The sequence below is a fragment of the Mesorhizobium sp. M0954 genome (assembly GCF_040319155.1).
GTDB lineage: Bacteria > Pseudomonadota > Alphaproteobacteria > Rhizobiales > Rhizobiaceae > Mesorhizobium.
Map to the genome: position 1 here is coordinate 251,678 of NZ_JAMYNR010000005.1, position 22,973 is coordinate 274,650.

General features: G+C 63.5%; 20 protein-coding genes. 10 read left to right on the top strand and 10 right to left on the bottom strand.

Translation table 11 applies throughout. The annotated features are described in order from the left end of the window. Window positions 1-103 precede the first annotated feature (103 nt). Window positions 104-826 (bottom strand): intradiol ring-cleavage dioxygenase, encoded by a 723-nt coding sequence (locus NKH93_RS09550; RefSeq protein ID WP_352818666.1) that lies wholly within the window; start codon window positions 824-826, stop codon window positions 104-106. 197 nt (window positions 827-1,023) lie between these two features. Between NKH93_RS09550 and NKH93_RS09555 the strand changes: the two genes are divergently transcribed. Then, window positions 1,024-2,097, top strand: a complete 1,074-nt coding sequence (locus NKH93_RS09555) for a CobW family GTP-binding protein (protein ID WP_352818669.1) — start codon at window positions 1,024-1,026, stop codon at window positions 2,095-2,097. 144 nt (window positions 2,098-2,241) lie between these two features. Then, entirely contained in the window at window positions 2,242-3,216 is a 975-nt protein-coding gene (locus NKH93_RS09560; protein ID WP_352540368.1) for a WD40 repeat domain-containing protein, read from the top strand. Window positions 3,217-3,224: 8 nt separating this feature from the next. On the opposite strand, the gene NKH93_RS09565 is transcribed toward NKH93_RS09560, so the two are convergent. Next, a complete protein-coding gene (locus NKH93_RS09565; protein WP_352970013.1) occupies window positions 3,225-3,680 on the bottom strand; it encodes a hypothetical protein in 456 nt (151 codons plus the stop codon). 156 nt (window positions 3,681-3,836) lie between these two features. Between NKH93_RS09565 and NKH93_RS09570 the strand changes: the two genes are divergently transcribed. The 3 genes from NKH93_RS09570 to NKH93_RS09580 all read left to right on the top strand — a co-directional run bounded on the left by NKH93_RS09570 (window position 3,837) and on the right by NKH93_RS09580 (window position 7,464). Beyond that, complete coding sequence (locus NKH93_RS09570) at window positions 3,837-5,219, top strand: aspartate aminotransferase family protein (RefSeq protein ID WP_352970015.1); 1,383 nt, start codon at window positions 3,837-3,839, stop codon at window positions 5,217-5,219. A 14-nt stretch (window positions 5,220-5,233) separates the two neighbouring features. Continuing rightward, a complete protein-coding gene (locus tag NKH93_RS09575; protein WP_352540365.1) occupies window positions 5,234-6,655 on the top strand; it encodes a glutamine synthetase family protein in 1,422 nt (473 codons plus the stop codon). Window positions 6,656-6,786: 131 nt separating this feature from the next. Continuing rightward, a complete protein-coding gene (locus NKH93_RS09580) occupies window positions 6,787-7,464 on the top strand; it encodes a UdgX family uracil-DNA binding protein (RefSeq protein WP_352768992.1) in 678 nt (225 codons plus the stop codon). Between the two features lies 1 nt (window position 7,465). On the opposite strand, the gene NKH93_RS09585 is transcribed toward NKH93_RS09580, so the two are convergent. The 4 genes from NKH93_RS09585 to NKH93_RS09600 all read right to left on the bottom strand — a co-directional run bounded on the left by NKH93_RS09585 (window position 7,466) and on the right by NKH93_RS09600 (window position 12,020). Then, window positions 7,466-8,731, bottom strand: coding sequence for a glycerate kinase type-2 family protein (locus tag NKH93_RS09585; protein WP_352928434.1), 1,266 nt, complete (start codon window positions 8,729-8,731; stop codon window positions 7,466-7,468). Between the two features lie 175 nt (window positions 8,732-8,906). After that, the gene (locus tag NKH93_RS09590) at window positions 8,907-9,413 is read right to left on the bottom strand and encodes a heme-degrading domain-containing protein (RefSeq protein WP_352697149.1); all 507 of its coding nucleotides are present in this window, start codon (window positions 9,411-9,413) and stop codon (window positions 8,907-8,909) included. A 74-nt stretch (window positions 9,414-9,487) separates the two neighbouring features. Further along, complete coding sequence (gene guaD, locus NKH93_RS09595) at window positions 9,488-10,801, bottom strand: guanine deaminase (RefSeq protein WP_352818683.1); 1,314 nt, start codon at window positions 10,799-10,801, stop codon at window positions 9,488-9,490. A gap of 1 nt (window position 10,802) precedes the next feature. Beyond that, a complete protein-coding gene (locus NKH93_RS09600; protein WP_352928432.1) occupies window positions 10,803-12,020 on the bottom strand; it encodes a urate hydroxylase PuuD in 1,218 nt (405 codons plus the stop codon). Between the two features lie 140 nt (window positions 12,021-12,160). Between NKH93_RS09600 and NKH93_RS09605 the strand changes: the two genes are divergently transcribed. The 4 genes from NKH93_RS09605 to dps all read left to right on the top strand — a co-directional run bounded on the left by NKH93_RS09605 (window position 12,161) and on the right by dps (window position 16,054). Next, window positions 12,161-13,081, top strand: coding sequence for a LysR family transcriptional regulator (locus NKH93_RS09605; protein WP_352452229.1), 921 nt, complete (start codon window positions 12,161-12,163; stop codon window positions 13,079-13,081). A gap of 75 nt (window positions 13,082-13,156) precedes the next feature. Further along, a complete protein-coding gene (locus NKH93_RS09610) occupies window positions 13,157-14,170 on the top strand; it encodes an LLM class flavin-dependent oxidoreductase (protein ID WP_352928430.1) in 1,014 nt (337 codons plus the stop codon). Then, window positions 14,167-15,420 carry an LLM class flavin-dependent oxidoreductase gene (locus tag NKH93_RS09615; RefSeq protein WP_352970018.1) on the top strand — a complete coding sequence of 418 codons (1,254 nt, stop codon included), beginning with the start codon at window positions 14,167-14,169 and terminating at the stop codon, window positions 15,418-15,420. The genes NKH93_RS09610 and NKH93_RS09615 overlap by 4 nt, the downstream gene beginning before the upstream one ends. Before the next feature lie 145 nt (window positions 15,421-15,565). Next, window positions 15,566-16,054: a DNA starvation/stationary phase protection protein Dps gene (dps, locus tag NKH93_RS09620; protein ID WP_352818695.1), complete on the top strand. Its 489-nt coding sequence runs from the start codon at window positions 15,566-15,568 to the stop codon at window positions 16,052-16,054. An 8-nt stretch (window positions 16,055-16,062) separates the two neighbouring features. Here dps and xdhC read toward each other — a convergent pair whose 3' ends face one another. From xdhC to uraH, 4 genes are all read right to left on the bottom strand, one after another. After that, entirely contained in the window at window positions 16,063-17,052 is a 990-nt protein-coding gene (xdhC, locus tag NKH93_RS09625; protein WP_352970046.1) for a xanthine dehydrogenase accessory protein XdhC, read from the bottom strand. Between the two features lie 62 nt (window positions 17,053-17,114). Then, window positions 17,115-19,466, bottom strand: coding sequence for a xanthine dehydrogenase molybdopterin binding subunit (gene xdhB / locus NKH93_RS09630; protein ID WP_352814115.1), 2,352 nt, complete (start codon window positions 19,464-19,466; stop codon window positions 17,115-17,117). Continuing rightward, entirely contained in the window at window positions 19,466-20,947 is a 1,482-nt protein-coding gene (gene xdhA, locus NKH93_RS09635) for a xanthine dehydrogenase small subunit (RefSeq protein ID WP_352970021.1), read from the bottom strand. The genes xdhB and xdhA overlap by 1 nt, the downstream gene beginning before the upstream one ends. Before the next feature lies 1 nt (window position 20,948). Then, window positions 20,949-21,323, bottom strand: a complete 375-nt coding sequence (gene uraH, locus NKH93_RS09640) for a hydroxyisourate hydrolase (RefSeq protein WP_352681524.1) — start codon at window positions 21,321-21,323, stop codon at window positions 20,949-20,951. 173 nt (window positions 21,324-21,496) lie between these two features. On the opposite strand from uraH, the gene puuE reads away from it, so the two are divergent. Beyond that, complete coding sequence (puuE, locus tag NKH93_RS09645; RefSeq protein ID WP_352681526.1) at window positions 21,497-22,930, top strand: allantoinase PuuE; 1,434 nt, start codon at window positions 21,497-21,499, stop codon at window positions 22,928-22,930. The last annotated feature ends 43 nt before the right edge of the window (window positions 22,931-22,973 follow it).

The window sequence follows — 22,973 nt, forward strand, 5'->3', positions numbered from 1 at the left end:
GGCAAGCTTCGCGGTGTTCGCCGTGGCTAATGCCAGATGTTTATTTCAGTTAGATGACAAACGACTTTCCGCAATGGCTGGATGGGGACGTGACGAGGTGTTCTCAACCAGGTTTCACCGCGACCACCATCAACGCCTGATAGGCGTCCGCCATTTCCCGCAGCGCTGCCTGCGACAGCGGCCCGGCCTGCCGCGCAATGCCGTCCCGCGCGTTCGATGTATCGCGTTTGCCGGGGCGATCTTTATAGGGCGCGACGGTGGCGAATATCTGCTCGCTGAGGCTGTCGGGGAAGAACATCTGGCCGGTCATCACCGAGCGGTCGTCGGGGAAGATCTTGAAATGGATGTGGGTGGTGCGGCCACGATACCAGCCGGGATAGATGGTGGCGAAAGAAGCGATGCCGCTTTCATCGGTTCTCTGCCAGCCGCGGAGAAAGCTCTGGCCGGACGTGTCGATATCCTGCCCGTCGCCCTGTCCGGGATATCCGGAATAGGCGCCCTGGGCATCGCAATGCCAGATATCGACGCGTGCGCCGGGAAGCGGGCGGCAGGCGGCGTCGACGATTTGCAGCCGCACATTGAGGGCGATGCCCTTCTTGCCCTCGGTGATGTCGGCGCGTTCGAGCTTCGGGTCGAAATAGAACGGCCCTTCGGTGACCTCGGGCGTGATGGCGCAGACGCCGGCACCGGCCTCGAACAAAGCAAGCCCGGCATAGGGCGAAACCTGCCCGGCCCTTGCACCGGCGGGCAGGAATATGCCGCCAGCGGTAACCGCAACGAGACCGAGCGCCTGCCGACGGCTTAGTGGCAAGGACTTGTCGGACATCTGGCGCCTCTTCAACGCGAACAGCTCCGTAAATGACCCCGCCTATCTAGGGCCCGCTGTCAGGCGGCGCCAATGAAAGTTCGGTAATGTGAGGAAAGTTCGGCAATACCAGCCCCTCTTTGGCCCACCGGTTTGCCTCGTGCAAAAGCCGAGCACACATCCTATATGGAGCCGACAATCCCTATTCGAGGCACAATATGAGCGACGCACAGACGCAGATCCCCGTAACCGTCCTCACCGGCTATCTCGGCGCCGGCAAGACGACACTGCTCAACCGCATCCTTTCGGAAAACCATGGCAAGCGCTACGCCGTCATCGTCAATGAATTCGGCGAGATCGGCATCGACAACGAGCTGATCGTGGAATCCGACGAGGAAATCTACGAGATGAACAATGGCTGCGTCTGCTGCACCGTGCGCGGCGACCTGATCCGCGTCGTCGAAGGCCTGATGCGCAGGCCTGGCCGCTTCGACGCCATCCTCGTCGAGACCACAGGCCTCGCCGATCCCGTGCCGGTGGCGCAGACCTTCTTCATGGACGACGACGTGCGTTCGAAGACCAGGCTCGATGCGGTGGTGGCGCTGGTCGACGCCAAGCACTTGCCGCTGCGCCTCAAGGATTCCCGCGAGGCCGAGGACCAGATCGCCTTTGCCGATGTCGTCGTGCTCAACAAGACCGATCTGGTCACCCCCGAAGAGCTGAGCAAGGTGGAGGCGACGATCCGCGCCATCAACCCGGCGGCACGAATCCATCGCACCACGCGCGCCAGCGTGGCGCTGTCCGAGGTGCTCGATCGCGGTGCGTTCGACCTGTCCCGGGCGCTGGAGAACGATCCGCACTTCCTCGAGGCGCATGACGATCACGACCATCATGATCATGATCATGATCATGACCACCATCACCATGATCACGACGGCCATGATCACCACGATCATGACGGGCATCATCATGCGCACCCTTCCGACATCCATGACGTGACTGTGCAGTCGGTGTCGCTGCGCGGCGGCGAGATGGACCCGAAAAAGTTCTTCCCGTGGATCGAGAAGGTCACCCAAATGGAAGGCCCGAACATCCTGCGGCTGAAAGGGATCATTGCGCTGAAAGGCGATGACGAGCGCTATGTCATCCAGGGTGTGCACATGATCATCGAGGGCGACCACCAGCGCGCCTGGAAGGACAACGAGAAGCACGAGAGCCGGCTGGTGTTCATCGGCCGCGAACTCGACGCCGAGCGACTGAAGACAAGCTTCGAGGCCTGCCAGGCCGCTTGATTTAGCTGCCCTTTCTTCCTTCTGGGAGAAGTGCAGCCTAAACGCTGGCGGTCTCTCCTCACCACGATCCGAAGCACGGGTTGAGACCCGCAGCTCAACCCCTTAAGGGTGAGGCAGCAGAAATCTCGAACGGAATGATCTCTCATGCCGACAGTCGCCCCGCTCGATCTCGAAGGCCACTGCCTCGCCGCCGTGTTTCTCGGCGACGTGCCGCATTTTGCGCTGGCCGACGGCACAATCCATCGGCTCGACCACGGCCACAAGACGGTGCAGGCCAATGACGGAATGCTCGCCGCCTTCCATGATGCGGCAAACGACCGACTGATCACCGGTGGTGAGGACGGCAGGATCTTTGCCGTGACCCCAGGCGGCAATACAACGGAATTGGCGACCGCAGGCAAAAAATGGATAACCAGCGTCGCCGCCGGGCCGCAAGGCGCTGTTGCCTATGCTTCGGGCAAGATTGCCTATGTGCGTTTTGCCGACGGCAAGACCAGGGAATTCTCGCATCCGCGCTCGGTCGAGGGGCTGGCCTTCTCGCCCAAAGGCATGCGCTTCGGCGTTGCCCGCTACAATGGCGCGACGCTGCACTTCCCGGCTGCCGACGGCAAGCCGGTCGAGCTCGAATGGGCCGGCGCCCACACCGGCATCACCTTCTCGCCGGACGGCGGCTTCGTCGTCACCTCCATGCAGGAAAACGCGCTGCATGGCTGGAAGCTCGCCGACGGCAAGCACATGCGCATGTCCGGCTACCCCGGCAAGGTGAAAAGCCTGTCGTGGAGCGCCAAGGGCAAATGGCTGGCGAGTTCCGGCGCACCGGCGGCGATCGTCTGGCCGTTTTCCGGCAAAGACGGGCCGATGGGCAAGGCGCCGCTGGAACTCGGCACGCGCGGCAATGCGATGGTCACCTCCGTCGCCTGTCACCCGAGCCAGGACGTCGTTGCTATCGGCTATGATGACGGGATGGTGATGGCGGTGCGCTTCGCCGACGCCAAGGAAGTGCTGTTGCGCCGGCCGGGCAAGGGCGCCGTCACTTCGATGATGTGGGACAAGGAAGAGCGCCGCGTCGCCTTTGGCAGCGCTGCGGGCGACTGCGGCGTCATCGATATTTCGGCGTAGCCTGTTACTTACTCGGCTCCGCAAGATACTTTGCCGGTCAATTCAGCCTGCTTGCCGTCCTTTTCGGCATCGGCCGTTACATCATGGATTGAGAGCAAATAGCGACCGTCATAGACGCCTTCGTCGCTGGCCTTGGTCAGGATCGCCAGTTCGACATAGCCGTAGGCGTTTTCGACCTGCCGTTCGTGGTAGACGAGCAGCCGCAATTCCTTGTTGTCGAGCCAATATTGCGTGAGGTTCTGATCCTCGAACACCGTCTTGCGCAGACTGTCGGCAGCCGGCCTGCCCAGAATCTCGAGCTCACCGCTAAAATTGAAGGTCGGCCCGCCCATGCCTCTGGTGACCCCGGCACCGACCTGAAATTTGACGGCTGCATCCTCGGCGGAACACCAGATGCCGCCGGACGCCAGAGCCGCACCAACCGACGACAGCAGCGTTGTTGCGCAGACGATCGCCCGCACCATCTTATCCCCTCCAGCCGAAGTACCATTGGCGCCCGAAGGCGGCTCGCGGTCAAGCGCCTGTTTTCATGCAAATGACGCTGACCCAACACAGGGCAGCCGCCCGGCCAATTGCGGTAGCGGCCGCCGATTGTCTAATGTGCGACTGAGAGGGCCGCCATGAACGTCATGAACCATTCAAAGACTTCCATCGGCGGCATCGGCCCGGCCCGGATCGCCGAGTTGCGCGAGACCGAGGCAGAAGCCTTCCGCCGGGCGCGGCCGAAATCGATGGCGAAAATCGGCAACGGCCTGCCTGGCTTCTTCGGTGGCGTGCCGATGCATTGGATGAACGACTGGCCGACGCCGTTCCCGATCCTCGTCGATAGTGCCAGGGGCGCCACCATCAGAGATATCGACGGCAACCGGCTCGACGATTTCTGTCTTGGCGACACCGGTTCGATGTTCGGTCATTCGCCGCCGCCCGTCGCCCGCGCCATCCGCCGGCAGGCCGGACGCGGCCTGACCTACATGCTGCCTGCCGAGAACGCGCTCGCCATCGGGCCGTTGCTGCAGCAGCGCTTCGGTTTGCTGTCGTGGCAGATCGCGACGACGGCGACCGATGCCAACCGCTTCGCGCTGCGGGTTGCCCGCGCCGTTACCGGCCGGGAGAAGATACTGGTCTTCAACGGCTGCTATCATGGCTCGGTCGACGAGACGATGGTGCGGCTGGTCGCCGGGAAAGCGGTGAATCGACCGGGACTGGCCGGCGAGTTCCGCGACCTGACGCGGGCGACTGATGTCGTCGAGTTCAACGATCTGCCGGCGCTCGACGCAGCACTCCGGGGCAACGATGTCGCCTGCGTCATCGCCGAGCCGGTGCTGACCAATTCCTGCATGGTGCTGCCCGAAGCCGGCTTTCATGATGGCTTGCGGCGTCTCACCCGTGCGACCGGCACGCTGCTTCTAATCGACGAGACGCATACAATCTCGACCGGTCCCGGCGGCTATACAAGCAAATACGGGCTGGAGCCGGACCTGTTCGTGCTGGGCAAGCCGATTGCCGGCGGCGTACCGGCGAGCGTCTGGGGCATGAGCGAAGACGTTGCGGCCCGCTATGCCGCTTATATCAGCCGGAAAGAGCCCGGCTACTCCGGCATGGGGACAACGCTGTCGGCCAATCCGCTGCAATTCGCAGCGATGCGCGCCACGCTCCAATATGTCATGACCGACGAGAACTACAGCCATATGGACAATCTGGCGCGGCGGCTCGACGCCGGGCTGACCGCCGTCATCGATCGCTATCGTCTGCCCTGGCATGTTGCTCGCGTCGGTGCCCGTGTCGAGTTCATCTGCGCGCCGGGCCCGCTGAGGAACGGCGGCGAAGCGGAGGCTGCGCACGTGCCGGAGCTCGAGGCGGCAATCCATGTCGCGCTGGTCAATCGCGGCGTGCTGATCGCACCCTTCCACAACATGATGCTGATCTCTCCTGCGACCAGCGCCGCCCAGGTGAACCGGCTGATCACTGCCTTCGGCGCGGTTGCGGCAAAGCTTACGGCGTGAGACAAGCTTGCGGCATGAAACAAGCGCCCAAGCAAAGTTTGAACCTGGTCACGGCATCCCCTTCGGGCTCGACGCCCGCCGAGGCGCTGGCCTTTCTCGACGCTCATCCCGAGATCGAAGCGTTCGACATCGTGCTGACCGACGCCAATGGCGTCGGGCGCGGCAAGATCGTGCGCCGGCATGAGTTGATGAGCATCTTCGAGGGGGGCCGGCACATGCCGATCTCGATCCTCGGCCTCGACATCACCGGCGAGGATGTTCACGAGACCGGGCTGATCTGGACGACGGGCGACGGCGACCTGCGGGCGTGGCCGATCCCCGGCACACTGGTGCCGCTGTTCGGCACCCAGCCGCCGCGCGGTCAGGTGCTGATGGCGATGTACCATCTCGATGGCCAGCCGATGTCGTCCGACCCGCGGCTGGCACTCGCCCGCCAGGTAGACATCCTCGCGGCCCAGGGCCTGCATCCGGCCGGCGCCTTCGAGCTCGAATTCTTCCTGCTCGCCAACGAGCGCGACGCCGAAGGCAAGGTGCAGCCGGCGCACGCGGTGCTTGACGGACGCCGCTCGGCCAAGACTGAGGTCTATTCCGTCGACCATCTGCACGGCATGGAGCCGCTGTTTTCCGACATCTACGCCGCAGCCAAGGTGCAAGGCATCCCGGCCGAGACGGTCATCTCGGAATATGCGCCCGGCCAGTACGAGCTGACGCTCAACTACCGCAAGGATGTGATGCGGGCGGCCGACGATCTCGTCATGCTCAAGCGACTGGTGCGGGCGCAGGCGCGCCGTCATGGTGTCACCGCTTGCTTCATGGCCAAGCCGATCGAGAAATATGCCGGCTCGGGCATGCATTTTCACGTCTCGCTGCTAGACGATGCCGGCAAGAATGTCTTTGCCGAAACCGGCGGCGAAAGCTGGTCGCTGCCGCTGCTGCGCGGCCTCGGCGGACTGATCCAGACGATGGCGGAATCGATGCTGGTCTTCGCGCCGCATGCCAATTCATGGCGGCGCTTCGTCTCGCAGTCCTATGCGCCGGTGGCGCCGACCTGGGGCGTCAACAACCGTTCGGTGGCACTGCGTGTGCCGGCCGGCGATGCCAGGAACCGCCGCATCGAGCACCGGCCATCGGGCGTCGACGCGAATCCTTACCTAGTGGCAGCAACGGTGCTGGCCGGTGTCGTCAAGGGCCTCGACGAAGGCCTCGATCCCGGTCCCGAAACCACCGGCAATGGCTACGAATCGGCCGTCACGCGCACGACGATGCCGGTCGACTGGCGTGCCGCGATCGAGGCGGCAAGGGCGTCGACCTTCCTCAAGGGCGCATTAGGCGAAGACCTGCACCGGACGTTCGTGGCGATCAAGCAGTCGGAATATCTGCGCGTGGCGCGCACGGTCAGCGAACTGGATTATCACCTCTATCTGCACGAGGTGTAGGCATCACATCGTCAGCCATCCGCCGGTGAAGGCCCATGCGGAATAATTTCAACGGAACCTTCGGCGGGCTTTGCTCATTGCGTGTCTGATTTGCAGGAGCGAGCAAGGCCGCCTTAGTTATGATCGCCAGGATGCAGACAACCCCGACGCCGCACCATGCCAAAGTGCAGGCAAGACGCTTGCCTGCAAGCAAGTCTCCGGAAACGACAGAAATCGACGCCAGGACGATTCCTGAACTGCGCGAAACGGCCAAGATCTGCCGCCGCTGTCCGCTATGGCACGACGCCACGCAGACCGTGTTCGGTGAGGGCCCTGATAAAGCTAAGGTGATCTTCGTCGGCGAACAGCCGGGCGACCAGGAGGACCTGGCAGGCAAGCCCTTCGTCGGTCCGGCGGGCAAGGTGTTCGACGCGATCCTGGATGATGCCGGCGTCGATCGGCTGAAAGTCTACGTCACCAACGCGGTCAAGCATTTCAAGTTCGAGCCGCGCGGCAAGCGGCGCATCCACTCCAAGCCGAACGCCGGCGAGGTGCAGGCTTGCCGCTGGTGGCTCGACAAGGAAATCGATCTGATCAAGCCCAATCTGGCGGTGGCGCTCGGCGCAACGGCGGCGCAGGCGCTGCTTGGCAAGGTGGTGCCGATCATGAAGATGCGCGGGGCCGTCGTGGAGCGTGACGATGGCTTGCGTGTCTTCGTCACCATCCACCCGTCCTTCATCCTGCGCATTCGCGAGCCGGCGGACAGGCAGGCAGAACGCGACCGGTTCCTGCAGGATATGAGAGCGGTGAAAAAGCTGATGGCCGCCTGAGCTATTTGATCAATATCGCCCGGAGATCGTTGACGTTTGTGCCGGTCGGACCGGGTGCGAAAAGGTCATCTACGGCATTGAATGCCGTCCAGGCGTTGTTGCCGGCAAGCATGGCCTTGGCATCGATGCCCGCCTTATGCATCCGCGACACTGTCGAGCCGTCGGCGAAGGCGCCGGCATTGTCTTCCGAACCGTCTATGCCGTCGGTGTCGGCGGCCAGTGCGTGGACGCCCGCCATGCCGCTGATCCCAATGGCGAAGGCGAGCAGGAATTCCGAGTTGCGGCCGCCTTTGCCTTCCGCGCGCAAGGTCACGGTCGTCTCGCCGCCCGACAGGATCAGCACCGGTTTTGCGAATGGCCGGTTGCGCCTCGCCACTTCGCGCGCGATTGCAGCGTGGACGCCGCCGACCTCACGTGCCTCGCCCTCGATGGAATCGGAGAGAATGACCGCTTCGATACCTTGGTACCTGGCTTCGGCCGCAGCCGCTTCCAGCGATACGCCGGCCGAGGCGATCAGATGTACCTCGTTGCGCGAAAAACGCGGATCATCGACGCGCGGTGCATCGGCGGCCGGCGAATTGATGTGCGCCATCACTGAAGCCGGTAGTTTCATGTCATAGGCGGCGATCGACGCTAATGCATCTTCGCGGCTGCCGGAATCGGGAACGGTCGGGCCGGAAGCGACCAGCGCCGGGTTATCGCCCGGAATGTCGGAGACCACCAGCGACACCACCTTGGCTGGATAGGCAGCGGCCGCCAGCCTGCCGCCCTTGATCGTGGAAACATGTTTACGGATGGTGTTCATCGCGGCGATCGGCGCGCCGGAGGCGAGCAGCGCCTCGTTGACGGCGATCTCATCGGCCAGCGTCAGACCTTCGGCAGGTGACGGCAGCAGCGCCGAGCCGCCGCCCGAAATGAGCGCCACGACGAGGTCGTCCGCAGTCAGTCCCTGGACCTTTTCGAGCAGCCGCCGGGAAGCTTCTAGCCCCGCGGCATCCGGCACCGGATGCGCCGCCTCGATGATCTCGATGCGCCGGCAGGCCGCGCCATAGCCGTAGCGGGTGACGACCAGCCCTTCGATCGGCCGGTCCCACACTTTCTCGAAAGCCGCCGCCATCTGCGCCGAGCCTTTTCCTGCACCGATGACGATGGTCCGTCCCTTCGGCCTTGCGGGCAAATGATCCTTGATCGTCCTCTGGGGATCGGCGGCGGCAACGGCGGCGTTGAAGATCGAAATGAGAAAGGACTTGGGATCGAGCGCGGTCATACTGAGCTACCACGGACGCTGTGCGAGCTTCTGCGGCGTTTGCGCTGCCCCTCACCCTTACCCTCTCCCCGTATAGAGACGGGGAGAGGGGATCGCCAGCGTTGGAGCGTTTCCCTTCTCCCCGTCACTACGCGGGGAGAAGGTGCCGGCAGGCGGATGAGGGGCAGCGCCAACGTCACGATGTTGCTTCCGGCGGCAGGACCAACTCCTGGCTATCGACGCCCAAGTAGCTACACAGCGTATCGACGACCACTCCGTGGTCCTCGCGCTCCGGTAGGCCGGAGACGGCGATCACGCCGATGACGCCAGCGCCCTTGACAGTGATGGGAAAGCCGCCACCGGCCAGCACATAGTCGGCAACGTCCAGCCCTTCGCCGGGCTTGAAGCTGCGGTCGGGGCGCTGCTGCTCCAGCACAATGCGGTAGGTGCTTTTCAGGAACCGCCGCACGACGTTGATCTTGCGCCGCGCCCAGTCCGGATTGGAGGCGTTCGAGCCGGGCATTGCCGCATAGAACAGCGGCCGGTCGAAAGTTCTGATATCGACGATGATCGGCAGGTTTTCCTTGAGAGCCCGGTCGCGGATCGCCGAGCCGATCTCGAAAGCGACGGCTTCGTCGAAGGCCGAAAAGACAAGCGTGGCTTCCTGTTTCTTGATCAGAGCGATGTCGTCCGCAACGGCCATGTCGTTCCCCTGTCGATCTCGCCTGTTGCTTTGGCGGATGGCTGCCGCCCGGTCAAGCCGGCCGCATACGACGGCTAAACCGCTATATCCGCCTTGGCCGCCCGGCCGGCGACATAGACCTCGCGCACGGCGCGGTCATCGCCGAGCGTCTGCAGCAGAAACAATTCCTCGGCGAGCGTGTCCGCCGTCTCCACCCGCAGCCGCATCGCCGGCGTGGCGCGGGCGTCGAGCACGATGATATCGGCGTCGCTGCCTTCCTCCAGGGTGCCGATCCTTTCCGCAAGCGACAGCGCCTCGGCATTGCCGCGGGTCAGCTGCCAGAAGGACTGGAACGGATTGAGCTTCTCGCCGTTCAGCGCGATCACCTTGTAGCCCTCGTCCATGGTGCGCAGCATCGAATAGTTGGTGCCACCGCCGACATCGGTGGCGGCGGCGATGCGAAGCGGCTTCTCGCGGCGGCTATAGCGCTGATAATCGAACAGGCCCGAGCCGAGAAACAGGTTGGAGGTCGGGCAGAACACCGCCACCGAGCCGCTATCCGAAAGCGCATCCGCCTCGCGCTCCGACAGGTGGATGCAATGGCCGAACAGGCTTCTGCGCCCGAGCAGCCCATAGTGTTCGTAGATGTCGGTGTAGTCCCGCGTCTGCGGGTATAATTGCTGCGTGAAGGCGATCTCGGCGTGGTTTTCCGACAGATGCGTCTGCATGTGCAGATCAGGATATTCGCGGCAGAGCGCGCCCGCCATCTCCAATTGCTCGGGCGACGAGGTGATGGCGAAGCGCGGCGTGATGGCATAGTGCTGGCGCCCCTTGCCGTGCCACTCATCGATCAACGCCTTGCTGTCGTCATAGCCCGATTGCGGCGTGTCGAGCACGCCGTCCGGCGCGTTGCGGTCCATCATCACCTTGCCGGCGATGTTGAGCATGTTGCGGTCGTGCGACTCTGCAAAGAACGCTTCGGCAGATTCCTTGTGTACCGAGCAATAGGCCGCGACTGTCGTGGTGCCGTGGCGCAACACTTCATCCAGGAACAGCCTGGCGATACGGCGGCCATGCTGGGCGTTCTGGAATTTGGTCTCTTCCGGAAAAGTGTAGGTGTTCAGCCAGTCGAGCAGTTCGGCGCCGAAGGAAGCGATGACCTGCATCTGCGGAAAATGTGCATGCGCATCGATGAACCCGGGCAGCAGCAGATGTGGCCTGTGGTCGATCTTTTTTGTTCCCTCGCCCGCCTTTTTCTCGACCTCGGCATAGGCGCCAGCGGCAACGATCCTTCCGTCGCGCATCAGCAGGCCGCCATCTTGCTCGTAGCGCCAGGCGGAATGGTCGTCGATGGTTTCTGGCCAGCGCAAAAACGACAGCGTGCGGCCGCGCAGCAGCGTGCTGGTCATGCTATTTCCCCGCGCCTTCGAACCAGGCTACCAGCAGTGCCCGTTCCTTGTCGGTGATCTGGGTGACGTTGGCGGGCGGCATGGCGTGGCTGCGTCCGGCCTGCAGGTAGATCTCGCCGGCGTGCTCGGCGATGCCGGCATCGGTATCGAGCATCACGCCCTTAGGCGCGTGGTAAATGCCCTCGTAGGACGGCTCCGCCGCATGGCACATCGAACAGCGGCCAAGCACTGTATCACGCACGGCGGGAAAATGCGCCGAGGCGACGTAGACCTGTGCCGCCGAGGACGTTTTGACCTCGCCGGTCAGCAGCTTCGGTGCCGTCGACAGCCAGATGATGACGACGAACAGGACGGCGGCGGCCAGCCAGGTCCAGGTCGGATTGCCTTTGCGCGCGTGCCTGGTATTGAAATAGTGCCGGATCAGCACGCCGATGATGAACACCAGCGAGGCAATGACCCAGTTGAACTCTGTGCCGAACGCCAGCGGATAATGGTTCGACAGCATCAGGAACAAAACCGGCAGCGTCAGGTAATTGTTGTGCAGCGAGCGCTGTTTGGCGATCTTGCCGTATTTCGGATCGGGCTTACGGCCGGCGATCAGGTCGGCGACGACGATCTTCTGGTTTGGGATGATGACCATGAAAACGTTGGCCGACATGATCGTCGCGGTGATGGCGCCGAGATGCAGGAAGGCGGCGCGGCCGGTGAACAGGTGGGTCAGTCCCCAGGCCATGAATACCAGCACCCCATACAGCACCAGCATCAGGCCGGTGTCGCTGTTGCCGAGCGGCGAACGGCACAAGAGATCGTAGACCACCCAGCCGACGCCGATCGTCGCCAGCGACAGCAAGATGCCTGTAGGCACCGACATGGCAAGGACATTCGGATCGATCAGGAACAGGTCCGCCCCGGCATAGTAGACGACGCACAGCATGGCGAAGCCCGACAGCCAGGTGGCGTAGGATTCCCACTTGAACCAGGTCAGATGCTCGGGCATCTCAGCCGGCGCCACCAGATATTTCTGCACATGGTAGAAGCCGCCGCCATGCACCTGCCATTCCTCGCCGAAGGCTCCGGTAGGCATGCCCGGACGCTGGCGCAGCCCGAGATCGAGCGCGACGAAATAAAAGGACGATCCAATCCAGGCGATACCGGTGACGACGTGCAGCCAGCGCACGGCGAAACTCAGCCAATCCCAGAATATCGCGAAATCCATCATGAAAAAATCGTCCCTGCCGATCCACTGACTTTACGGACTGGAGCGCAAACGGAAAGGGCCGAGCTGCACGATGACTTTCAAAAAAAATTGGAAAATACTAGGCTGATCATACGCAGCCACATGAGAGCCACGGAAGCCGCATGGCCTATCTCGACAACATCGCCGTTTTCGTCCGCGTCGTCGAGCTCGGCAATTTGTCGGCGGCTGGGCGCGACATGCGCATTTCGCCCGCGGTCGCCTCTAACCGGATCAAGGAGCTCGAGAAGCACCTGGGCGTCAGGCTGTTCAACCGCACGACGCGACAATTGATGCCGACCGAGCACGGCACCGTGTTCTACTCTGGCGCCAAGCAGGTGCTGGAGGCGGTCACCGAGGCGGAAGCGGCGGTCAGCGCGCTATCCGGCCAGCCGCGCGGCACCATAAAGGTGACAGCGCCGCTCGGCCTCGGGCGGCGGCTGGTAGCATCCGGAATCCCGGATTTCCACGACAGGTACCCAGATATCGAGGTGCGGCTCCGGCTTTCCGATCACAATGTCGATATCATGAAGGAAGGCATCGACGTTGCGTTCCGGCTGGGCATCATCGAGGATTCCAGCCTCAGGATGCGCGGCATCATGGACTGCGAACGCGTGCTGGTAGCGGCTCCGCAATATCTGGACGTGCGCGGCGAGCCGACCGAGCCGCAGGAGTTGATCGGCAAGAAACACGATTGCCTGATGCTGCGCTATTCCGGCGCGCGCGAATATGTCTGGACGCTGCAGACGCCGAATGGGCCGCAAAAGTTCGAGGTGCACGGCCCCTACGATACCGATGATGGCGACGTGCTGACCGGCTGGGCGCTGTCCGGCCGCGGTATCATCAACAAGCCGCGCTTCGAGGTCGAGCCGTTTATCCGCGACCAGCGGCTGAAGGTGATCCTGAGCAACACGCCGCCGACGCCGGTGCAGTTCGCCGCCGTCTACCCGCACAAGAAGCTGCAGGATCCGAAGGTGCGGCTGCTGCTCGATTTCATGGCCGAGCGCTGCCAGCGGCTGATCAGGGATATTCTGGCCGGCAAATGATCGCTGGCTGGCCGGTTGCTTTCCGTCCAGCCGGCGAGATAATTCTCAAGGAATCTCGCTCAACAGGGAAAAGCGATGGCCAACGGCGCCACAATGTGTCTCGCCGTTTCACTGTCTCCGGAAGCCGCTCCTTCCCATCCGCCCGACGCCGGCCCGGACTTCAGTCTGCTGACGCGGTTCGTGCAAGAAGCCGAAGCGGCCGGTCTGGACATGGTGTTGCTCGGCGATTCCGCGCCGGTTGCAGGCGGGCTGAACCGGCAAATGCGCTTCGAAGCAACGACCTTGGTGGCGGCCCTGGCGACGGTGACAAGCAGGATCGGCCTCGTCGCTGCCGCGTCGACGGTCGCCCACCGGCCCTATAATCTCGCGCGCCGTTTCGCCTCGCTCGATATCATCAGCCATGGCCGCACCGGCTGGAACGCGAGCATGATGCCCGACCCGCGCGAGGCCGCCAATTTCAGCCGGCCGGAAGGGTTTTCCTGCGACGATTTCCGCCTGCGCGCCGATGAATTCATCGGCATCGTGCAAGGCTTGTGGAAAGGCTGGGACGCAGACGCGCTGCTGTTCGACAAAGTTGGCGGCCGCTTCTTCGATCCCGAGAAGATGCACCTTCTCGACCACAAGGGCGAATACTTTTCCGTGCGCGGGCCGCTCAACGTGGCGCGGTCGCCGCAGGACACGCCGGTGCTGGTCATGTCCGGCCTGTCCGAGCCCGCCATGTATATCGCCGCCCGCACCGCCGATGTCGTCCTGCTGGATGAGCCATCGATCGAGCCGGCGAAGGCTGACGATCTGAAGCGCCGTGCGCTTGCGTTCGGGCGCAGGCCGGAGGCGCTGAAAGTGCTGATGAACGTTGTCGCGGTTGCCGAAATAGCCGCCGCCCCGGACATGTTTGCGGATCGGCTCGAAGAGTGCTTTCGCTCCACAGCTTGTGACGGTTTTAACATTCTCATGCCGCGGATGGTAGCGCTCGACAATTTCGTTGATTGCGTGCTGCCGGGCCTTCGCCGCCGCGGCCTCGTTAGGCCTGGTTACCGCGGGGCGACACTTCGCTCCCATCTCGGACTTGCCGGGGAGGATCGGCAATGAGTACCGGTCTACGGCAGATGAAGCTCGGCGCCTTCCTGTGGGCGACAGGCCACCACATCGCCGCCTGGCGCCATCGGCAGGCGCATGTCACGGCCGGCATCGACATCGATCACTACATCCAGCTGGCGCGGACGGCGGAAGCGGCGAAGTTCGACATGATCTTCTGCGAGGACGCCGCCGGCGTGCGTGAGGCCAATGTCGATATCGCCAGCCAGACCTCACGCTCGATCGGCTTCGAGCCGATCAGCCTGCTTGCCGCGCTCGCGGTGCAGACGGAGCGCATCGGCCTCGTCTCAACGGCGTCGACGAGCTATAACGAGCCTTACGGGCTGGCGCGAACCTTCCTGTCGCTCGACCACCTGAGCGGCGGCCGTGCCGGCTGGAACCTTGTCACTTCCGCCAGCCAGATCGAGGCCGCCAATTTCGGCTCGACCGGTCTGCGCCCGCATGCCGACCGCTACGAACGCGCGCGCGAATTCGCTGCCGTGGTTGCTGGCCTTTGGCAAGGCCAGGGCGGACACGAAGGCAGAAGCTTTTCGGTGCGCGACCCCCTCGATCTGCCGCGCTCGCCCCAAGGTGCGCCGGTCAAGGTTCAGGCGGGAGCGTCGGACGAAGGCCGCGATCTCGCCGCCCGGACCGCCGATGTGGTGTTCACTGCGGCGCAGACATTCGAGGAGGGGAAGGCTTTCTACGACGACCTCAGGGGACGGCTGGCGGCCTATGGGCGCGAGCCGGACGACCTCAAGATCATGCCTGGCGTCGCGCCGGTGGTTGCGGCAAGCGAAGCGGAAGCCCGGGCAAAACATGACGAACTGCAGGAGCTGATACCGGACGATATCGGTGTCGCGCTGCTTTCCAGCTATCTCAGCATATCCGATCTCGCGCGCTATCCCATCGACGGACCGCTGCCCGAGCTGCCGGCCAGCGAAGGCATGCAGAGCCGGCAGGCGCTCGTCATCGAGCAATCCCGCCGCGACAAGCTGTCCATTCGCCAGCTTGCCCGTCATTTCGCCGGCGCGCGCGGTCATTGGCGCGTCGTCGGAACTCCGGCCCAGATCGCCGACCAGCTCGAGGCACGCTTCGAGGGCGGCGCGGCAGACGGTTTCAACGTCATGCCATCCTATTTTCCCGGCCAACTCGAAGCCTTTGCCACGCTTGTCGTGCCAGAGCTGCAGCGGCGCGGGCTTTTCCGGAAGGATTATGAAGGCAGCACTCTGCGCGACCATCTGGGCTTGAAAACGCCGGCGTAAACGACGAGCGGAACGAAAGTCGGAGATCGCCGTTTTGGGATGCTGTGCCGCGGCGATGAGGGCGTCTGCGCGCATATTCGATTGACCATCCCAAACTTCGCCCTCTTTTCAAACCACGCGGACGCAACCGCCACAGGAGCCGATCATGGATGCCATCGCCACCCGCAATGACCTGCAATCCAATGCCAAGAAAGAGTGTATCGATCTTCTCAATGCCCGCCTCGCCGACGCCATCGATCTGGCCTTGATCACCAAGCAGGCGCACTGGAACGTCAAGGGACCGCAATTCATCGCCATCCACGAGATGCTCGACACGTTCCGCGAGGAGCTCGACGGCCATGTCGACACCATTGCCGAGCGCGCCGTACAGCTCGGCGGGACGGCGCTCGGCACATCGCAAGAGGTGTCGAAGGCGACTATGCTCGAGGCCTATCCGACCGACATCCACAAGACCCGGGATCATCTGGCGGCGCTGATCGACCGCTATGCCGCAACCGCCAAGCGGGCACGCGCGGCGATCGACGAGGCGGCCGGCGCGGGCGATGCCGACACCGCCGACATCTTCACAGCCTATTCACGCTCGCTCGACAAATTGCTGTGGTTCCTTGAGGCGCACACGCAGGAGAACGAATAGCCAAAACGTCAGCCGGCCATCGCCTTGCGGTGAGGGGCTTTGGACTGAGCGGACGGTGCCGCCGCATGGCCGGCCAACGCCGTCATAATCTCGGCCGCGGCGAGCGCTGCAATGACTTGCGGGCGCTTGTCTTTCACCGCATCGCCGCCGATCGGCGAGACGAGGCGGGCAAATTCCGCCTCGCTTCCGTCCGCCGATTTCAGGAACCAGTTCCGGAACGTCGCCTTCTTGGTTCTGGAGCCGATCATGCCGACATAGGCGGCATCCCGGCGTTTCAGAGCCTCGGCGACGATCAGGAAGTCCAGCGCGTGGTCATGTGTAAGGACGACGAAGGCGGATCCAGCCGGGGCTTCGCGCACCATCGCCTCAGGCATCGGCGTCAGCTTGGTTTCGACCGCTTCCGGCATGCCTTTGAGCGCCTCGGCTCGCGTCTCGACAACGACGACATGCACCGGCAGCAAGGCCATCGCGGAGGCCAGCGCCTGGCCGACATGGCCGCCGCCGAGGATGTAGACATGCGGTCGCTGCGCTTCCTCGGTTTCCGCCGCCGCAACCAGCTTGGCTTCAAGCGTGGGGTCGACTAGCTGGATCAGCAGCTCGACCCTGCCGCCGCAGCACTGCCCGATGTCCGGGCCGAGCGCGATGTCGAGGGTGGCGCGGATATCCCTCCCCCATGAGGGGAGGGTGGCGGCGAAGCCGCCGGGTGGGGTCGCCGCGGCAGTGCTCGACGCGCTGGCGGTACCTTCTGAGACGACCCCCTCTGGCCGCTCCGCGGCCATCTCCCCCTCAAGGGGGGAGAAAAGCATCTGTCGCGCTTTGTCGATCGCCATGTATTCGAGCTGGCCGCCGCCGATCGTACCGAAAGTGGCCGATCCTGAGACGAGCATGAAGGCACCCGTCTCGCGCGGCGTCGAACCTTTTGTCCGGGCCACCTCAACGAAGGCGACCCGGCCGGCGCCGGCAAGAAAGGCTTTCAGGCTCTGCACTTTCGCGTTCATCATTTGCGTTCCCTATCGGGAAATATAGAGTTTTTCGGCCTGAATTGCACGTTTTCCGGGATTCAAGTGCCGGTTTTGGCTTCCCGCTTCAGCCGTTCGATCGCCATCAGCACACGCTCCGGCGTGGCCGGCGGGTCGAGGCGCGGGCAGATCTTGTGGCTGGCAACGCTCGCCACTGCGTCCGACAGCGCATGCAGCACCGACATTGCGAGCGGAAAGGGCGGCTCGCCGACCGCCTTGGAGCGGTACACCGTCGGCTCGCCTGCTTGCGCCCAGTCGGCCAAAGTCACATTAAAAATCTTCGGCCGGTCCGACGCGAGCGGGATCTTGTAGGTCGATGGCGCATGGGTGCGCAGCCGCCCCTTGTCGTCCCACCACAGTTCCTCCGTTGTCAGCCAGCCCATGCCCTGGATGAAGCCGCCCTCGATCTGGCCGAGGTCGATGGCGCGGTTCAGCGAGCGGCCGGTTTCGTGCAGGATGTCGGTGCGCTCGACGATATATTCGCCGGTCAGCGTGTCGACAGACACTTCCGAGCACGCGGCGCCGTAAGCGAAATAGTAGAAGGGATGGCCCTCGCCCTTGTCGCGGTCCCAATGGATTTTCGGCGTCTTGTAGAAACCCGCCGCCGAAAGCTGGATGCGCGCCATATAAGCCTGCCTGACGAGATCGGCGAAGGCGATCTCCTGGTTGCCGATGCGCACGCGGTTGGGCAGGAACAGCACCTGGTCGCGCGGCACCTGGTATCTCTCGACGGCAAAATTGGTCAACCGGTCCTTGATCTGGCGGGCGGCATTCTGCGCCGCCATGCCGTTGAGATCGGAGCCGGAAGACGCGGCGGTGGCCGAGGTATTCGGCACCTTGCCGGTCGTCGTCGCGGTGATCTTGACCTGATCGAGGTCGATCTGGAACTCTTCCGCCACAACCTGCGCCACCTTGACATAGAGGCCCTGCCCCATCTCGGTGCCGCCGTGGTTCAGATGCACCGAACCGTCGGTATAGACATGCACCAGCGCGCCGGCCTGGTTGTAGTGGGTGGCGGTGAACGAGATGCCGAACTTGACCGGCGTCAGCGCCAGTCCGCGCTTGATGAAGCGGCTGTTGGCATTGAAAGCATCGATGGTGCGGCGGCGCCTCGCATAGTCGGAACTCGCCTCCAGCTCGGCGACGATGCGGTGGATGATGTTGTCCTCGACTATCTGGTGATAGGGCGTGATGTTGCGGTCGCTGGTGCCGTAGAAATTCTTCTTGCGGATTTCGAGCGGGTCCTTGCCGACGGCAAACGCGACTTCGTCGATGACGCGCTCGGCGCCGACCATGCCTTGCGGGCCGCCGAAGCCGCGAAAGGCAGTGTTCGATACCGTGTTGGTGTAGAGCGGCGCCGATTGCGCGTGCACCGCCGGCCAGAAATAGGTGTTGTCGCAATGGAACAGCGCGCGGTCAGTGACCGGGCCGGAGAGGTCGGCCGAGAAGCCGCAGCGCGCCGCGAACATGAAATCTACGCCCAGAATATTGCCCTGGTCGTCGAAGCCGACCTCGTAGTCGACGAGGAAATCGTGGCGTTTGCCGGTGGCGATCATGTCGTCGTCGCGGTCAGGCCGGATTTTCACGGCCCGATGATGTTTCTTCGCGGCGATAGCGGCCAATGCCGCAAACTGATTGCCTTGCGTTTCCTTACCGCCGAAAGCGCCGCCCATCCGGCGGATTTCCACCGTCACCGCATGGCTCGGAACACCGAGCGCGTGGCTGACCATGTGCTGGATTTCGCTCGGGTGCTGGGTCGAGGAATAGATGGTGACGTCGTGGTCCTCGCCAGGGATGGCCAAGGCGATATGACCTTCGAGATAGAAATGCTCCTGGCCGCCTATGCGCATTTTTCCCTTCAGCCGGCGCGGCGCCGCATTGATCGCAGCCGCTGCATCACCGCGCTTCAGCGTCAGCGGCGGCGTGACCAGCTTATCTTTCCGGGGATCGAGCTCACCGACATCGGCGACGAACGGCAATTCCTTGTATTCGACCTTGGCCAGCCTCGTTGCACGGCGCGCCTGCTCGCGGGTTTCGGCAATGACGCAGAAGATCGGTTGGCCAAAGAATTGCACCTTGCCGTCGGCCAGCACCGGCTCGTCGTGACGGCCGGTCGGCGAAATGTCGTTCTCGCCTGGCACGTCGCTCGCCGTCAGCACGTCGATGACGCCGGGTGCGGCGCGCACCGCCGACAGGTCCATGCTGGTGATGGTGGCATGCGTCGCCGTCGAAAGCCCAAGGCAGCCGTGCAGCGTGCCGGCCGGTTCCGGCATGTCGTCGATATAGACGGCCGTGCCACTGACATGCTTGTGCGCGGAATCATGGCGCTGGTCGGTGGCGACGCCGCCGGCGATTTTTTGCGCCTTCAGGTTTGGCGTGGCGTGCTTGTTCATCATGCCGCCTCGTGCCGTGATACCTGGATCGGCGCCCGGGTGCCGGTGGTTTCGGCAAAGAAGCGCAGCAGCAGGTTGCGCGCCGCCAGCGCCCGGTATTCGGCGCTTGCCCGCATGTCGGTTAGCGGCGTGAAATCGCCGGCATACGCGGCCATCGCCGCCTCGACCGTCGCTTCCGTCCAGGGCTTGCCAAGCAATGCCTTTTCGACGCCAAAGGCTCGCTTCGGCCTTGCCGCCATGCCGCCATAGGCGATGCGCACATCCGCCACCGTGCCATGCTCGGCGAGCTTCAGGAAAAACGCGCCTAGCGCTGCTGTGATATCTTCGTCGCGGCGCTTGGTGATCTTGTAGACGGCAAATTTCGTCTCGCTGCCCGGCACCGGAACATGCACGGCCTCGACGAATTCGCCGGGCTGCCGGTCCTGCTTGCCATAGGCGATGAAAAACTCCTCGAGCGGGATCGTTCGACGCTTGTCGCCGCGGCGCAACGTCAGGCGGGCACCGAGTGCGATCAGCGGCGGCGGCGTGTCGCCGATCGGCGAACCGTTGGCGATATTGCCGCCGATGGTGCCCATGTTGCGCACCTGATCGCCGCCGATGCGGTCGAACAGCGGGCCGAGCGCCGGGATGCGTTTCGCCAGCGTCGAGAAGGCTTCGCTATAGGTGACACCGGCGCCGATCGAGATGACGCCCTTGTCCTCGGAAATCCCGCACAGACCATCGAGATTGCCGATGAAAACCGCCGGCGCAATATCGCGCATGTGCTTGGTCACCCAAAGGCCGACATCGGTCGAACCCGCGACGATAGTGGCGCCCGGCTCCTTGACGAGTACGCTGGCCAGATCGTCGGCATTGGCCGGCACGATCAGCCGCTTGTTGCCGGAGCCGATCTCGATGCGCGAACCGTCCTTCATCGCTTCGAGCTTGGCCGTGACTGCCTTGCGCTCCGCCGCCAACGGATCCTTTGCCGCCGTGCCGTAGCTGGAGATGGCACGTGCGGCGCGCATGATCGCCTCGTAGCCGGTGCAGCGGCAGAGATTGCCTTGCAGCGCCTTTTCGATGGCGGCGTCCGACGGCTCCGGCGCCCGCATCCACAGAGCATAAAGCGACATGACGAAACCCGGTGTACAGAAGCCGCATTGCGAGCCGTGGAAATCGACCATGGCCTGCTGCACGGGATGCAGTTTTCCTGCGTCGCCGCGCAGATGCTCGACGGTCACGATATGCGTGCCGTCTAGCGAGCCAAGGAAGCGGATGCAGGCATTGACGCTTTCATAGACCAGTGTTCCACCGGAGAGCCTGCCGACCAGCACCGTGCAGGCGCCACAGTCGCCCTCGGCGCAACCTTCCTTGGTGCCGCGCAGCGAGCGGTCGAGCCGCAGCCAGTCGAGCAGGGTCTGGTCCGGTGCAACCGTGCCGAGCGCGACGTCCTCGCCATTGAGGATGAAGCGGATTTCGTTGCGTGTCTTGATCCCTGCCATCTCAGCTTCCCCGGTAGGTCGAATAGCCGTACGGCGACAGAAGCAGCGGCACATGATAGTGCATCGGCTCGGCCATACCGAAGCGGATCGGCACATGGTCGAGGAAGGCCGGTTCCGCCAGTTTTGTCCCTTGCCCGCGCAGATAATCGCCGGCCGCAAAGACCAGCTCGTATTCGCCGGTGCGGAATTCAGCGCCGGCAAGCAGCGGAGCATCGCAACGGCCGTCTTGATTGGTGACGACCGTTTTCAGATGCGTCCGGGCCTGACCGTCAAGATGATAGAGCTCGATCGACAGACCGGCCGCCGGTTTGCCGGCCGCAGTGTCGAGGACGTGGGTCGTCAGGCGCCCGCCTTCGGCTTTCGACGTTTCCGCCACTGGCTGCTCCATTCCCTGAACGGTCGAACACTATTCATGAATTGTGCGCCAATTAAAGGCGATGCATAAGTCCCGGTCGAGCGGAGCGCGACAAAAACACTTTCAAAAATTTCGAGGGAATGCGCAGGCACTCCTTTCGACTATCCTGATTACAATTTCCGGCAGGAGCGAGAATGCGTTACGAACGAGACATGCGCGGCTACGGAGCCAATCCGCCGGATCCGAAATGGCCCGGCGGGGCGCATGTCGCGGTGCAGTTCGTCGTCAATTACGAAGAGGGCGGCGAGAATTGCGTCCTGCACGGCGACAAGGCTTCGGAGGCTTTCCTGTCGGAGATCGTCGGCGCCGCGCCCTGGCCCGGCCAGCGCCACTGGAACATGGAATCGATCTACGAATACGGCGCCCGAGCCGGCTTCTGGCGATTACTGCGCCTGTTCAGCGAGGCACAGGTGCCGATCACCTGCTATGGCGTCGCCACGGCCCTGGCACGTTCGCCCGACCAGGTTGCGGCGATGCAGGAGGCCGGCTGGGAGATCGCTTCGCACGGGCTGAAATGGATCGACTACCGCGACCATACCCCGGAAGACGAGCGCCGCGACATGGAGGCGGCGATCCGGCTGCATTATGAGGTGACAGGGGCGCGGCCGACCGGCTGGTACACCGGCCGCACCTCGATCAACACGGTGCGGCTGGCGGCGGAAGAGGGCGGCTTCGACTATGTGTCGGATACCTATGACGACGAGCTGCCCTACTGGTTCGAGCACGTGGTGCCGGATGGCACGGCGAAACCGCAGCTGATCATACCCTACACGCTCGACGCCAACGACATGCGCTTTGCCACGCCGCAGGGCTTCAATTCGGGCGACCAGTTTTTTGCCTATCTCAGGGATAGTTTCGATACGCTCTATGTCGAGGGCAAGGCAGGGCGGCCGCGTATGATGAACATCGGCCTGCACTGCCGCCTGGTCGGCCGGCCGGGCCGGGTCGCGGCACTGAAGCGCTTCATCGACTACGTCAAATCGCATGACAAGGTCTGGCTGGCACGACGCATCGACATTGCAAAACACTGGCAGGAGACGCATCCGTTCCGGTTGCCGGCGCTGCGCCCGTCGAAAATGGAATTCGAGGCCTTCGTCCACACATTCGGCGGCGTCTTCGAGCATTCGCCGTGGGTTGCCGAGCGCGCTTATGAGCTGGAGCTCGGCCCGGCCCATGACAGTGCCGGCGGCCTGCACAATGCGCTCTGCCGCGTCTTTCGCGCGGCAAGCGAGGCCGAGCGGTTTGCTGTGCTCAATGCCCACCCCGATCTTGCCGGAAAACTGGCACAGGCCAAGCGGCTGACGGCGGAATCGTCGAGGGAACAGGCTTCGGCAGGGCTCGACGCGCTGACCGAGAAGGAGCGCGAGCTGTTCGCAAAACTCAATGCCGCCTACGTCACCAGTTTCGGTTTCCCCTTCATTATTGCGGTGAAAGGAAAGACCAAGGCGGAGATCCTGGCCGAGTTCGAGGCGCGTATCGGCAACAGCCACGACGTCGAATTCGAAACCGCCTGCAGACAGGTCGAGTGCATCGCGCTGCTTCGTCTCAAGGACATGCTTCCGCAATAGGCTTTGGCTGCCGCCATGGGCCCTGGCTTCCGCAACAGGCTTG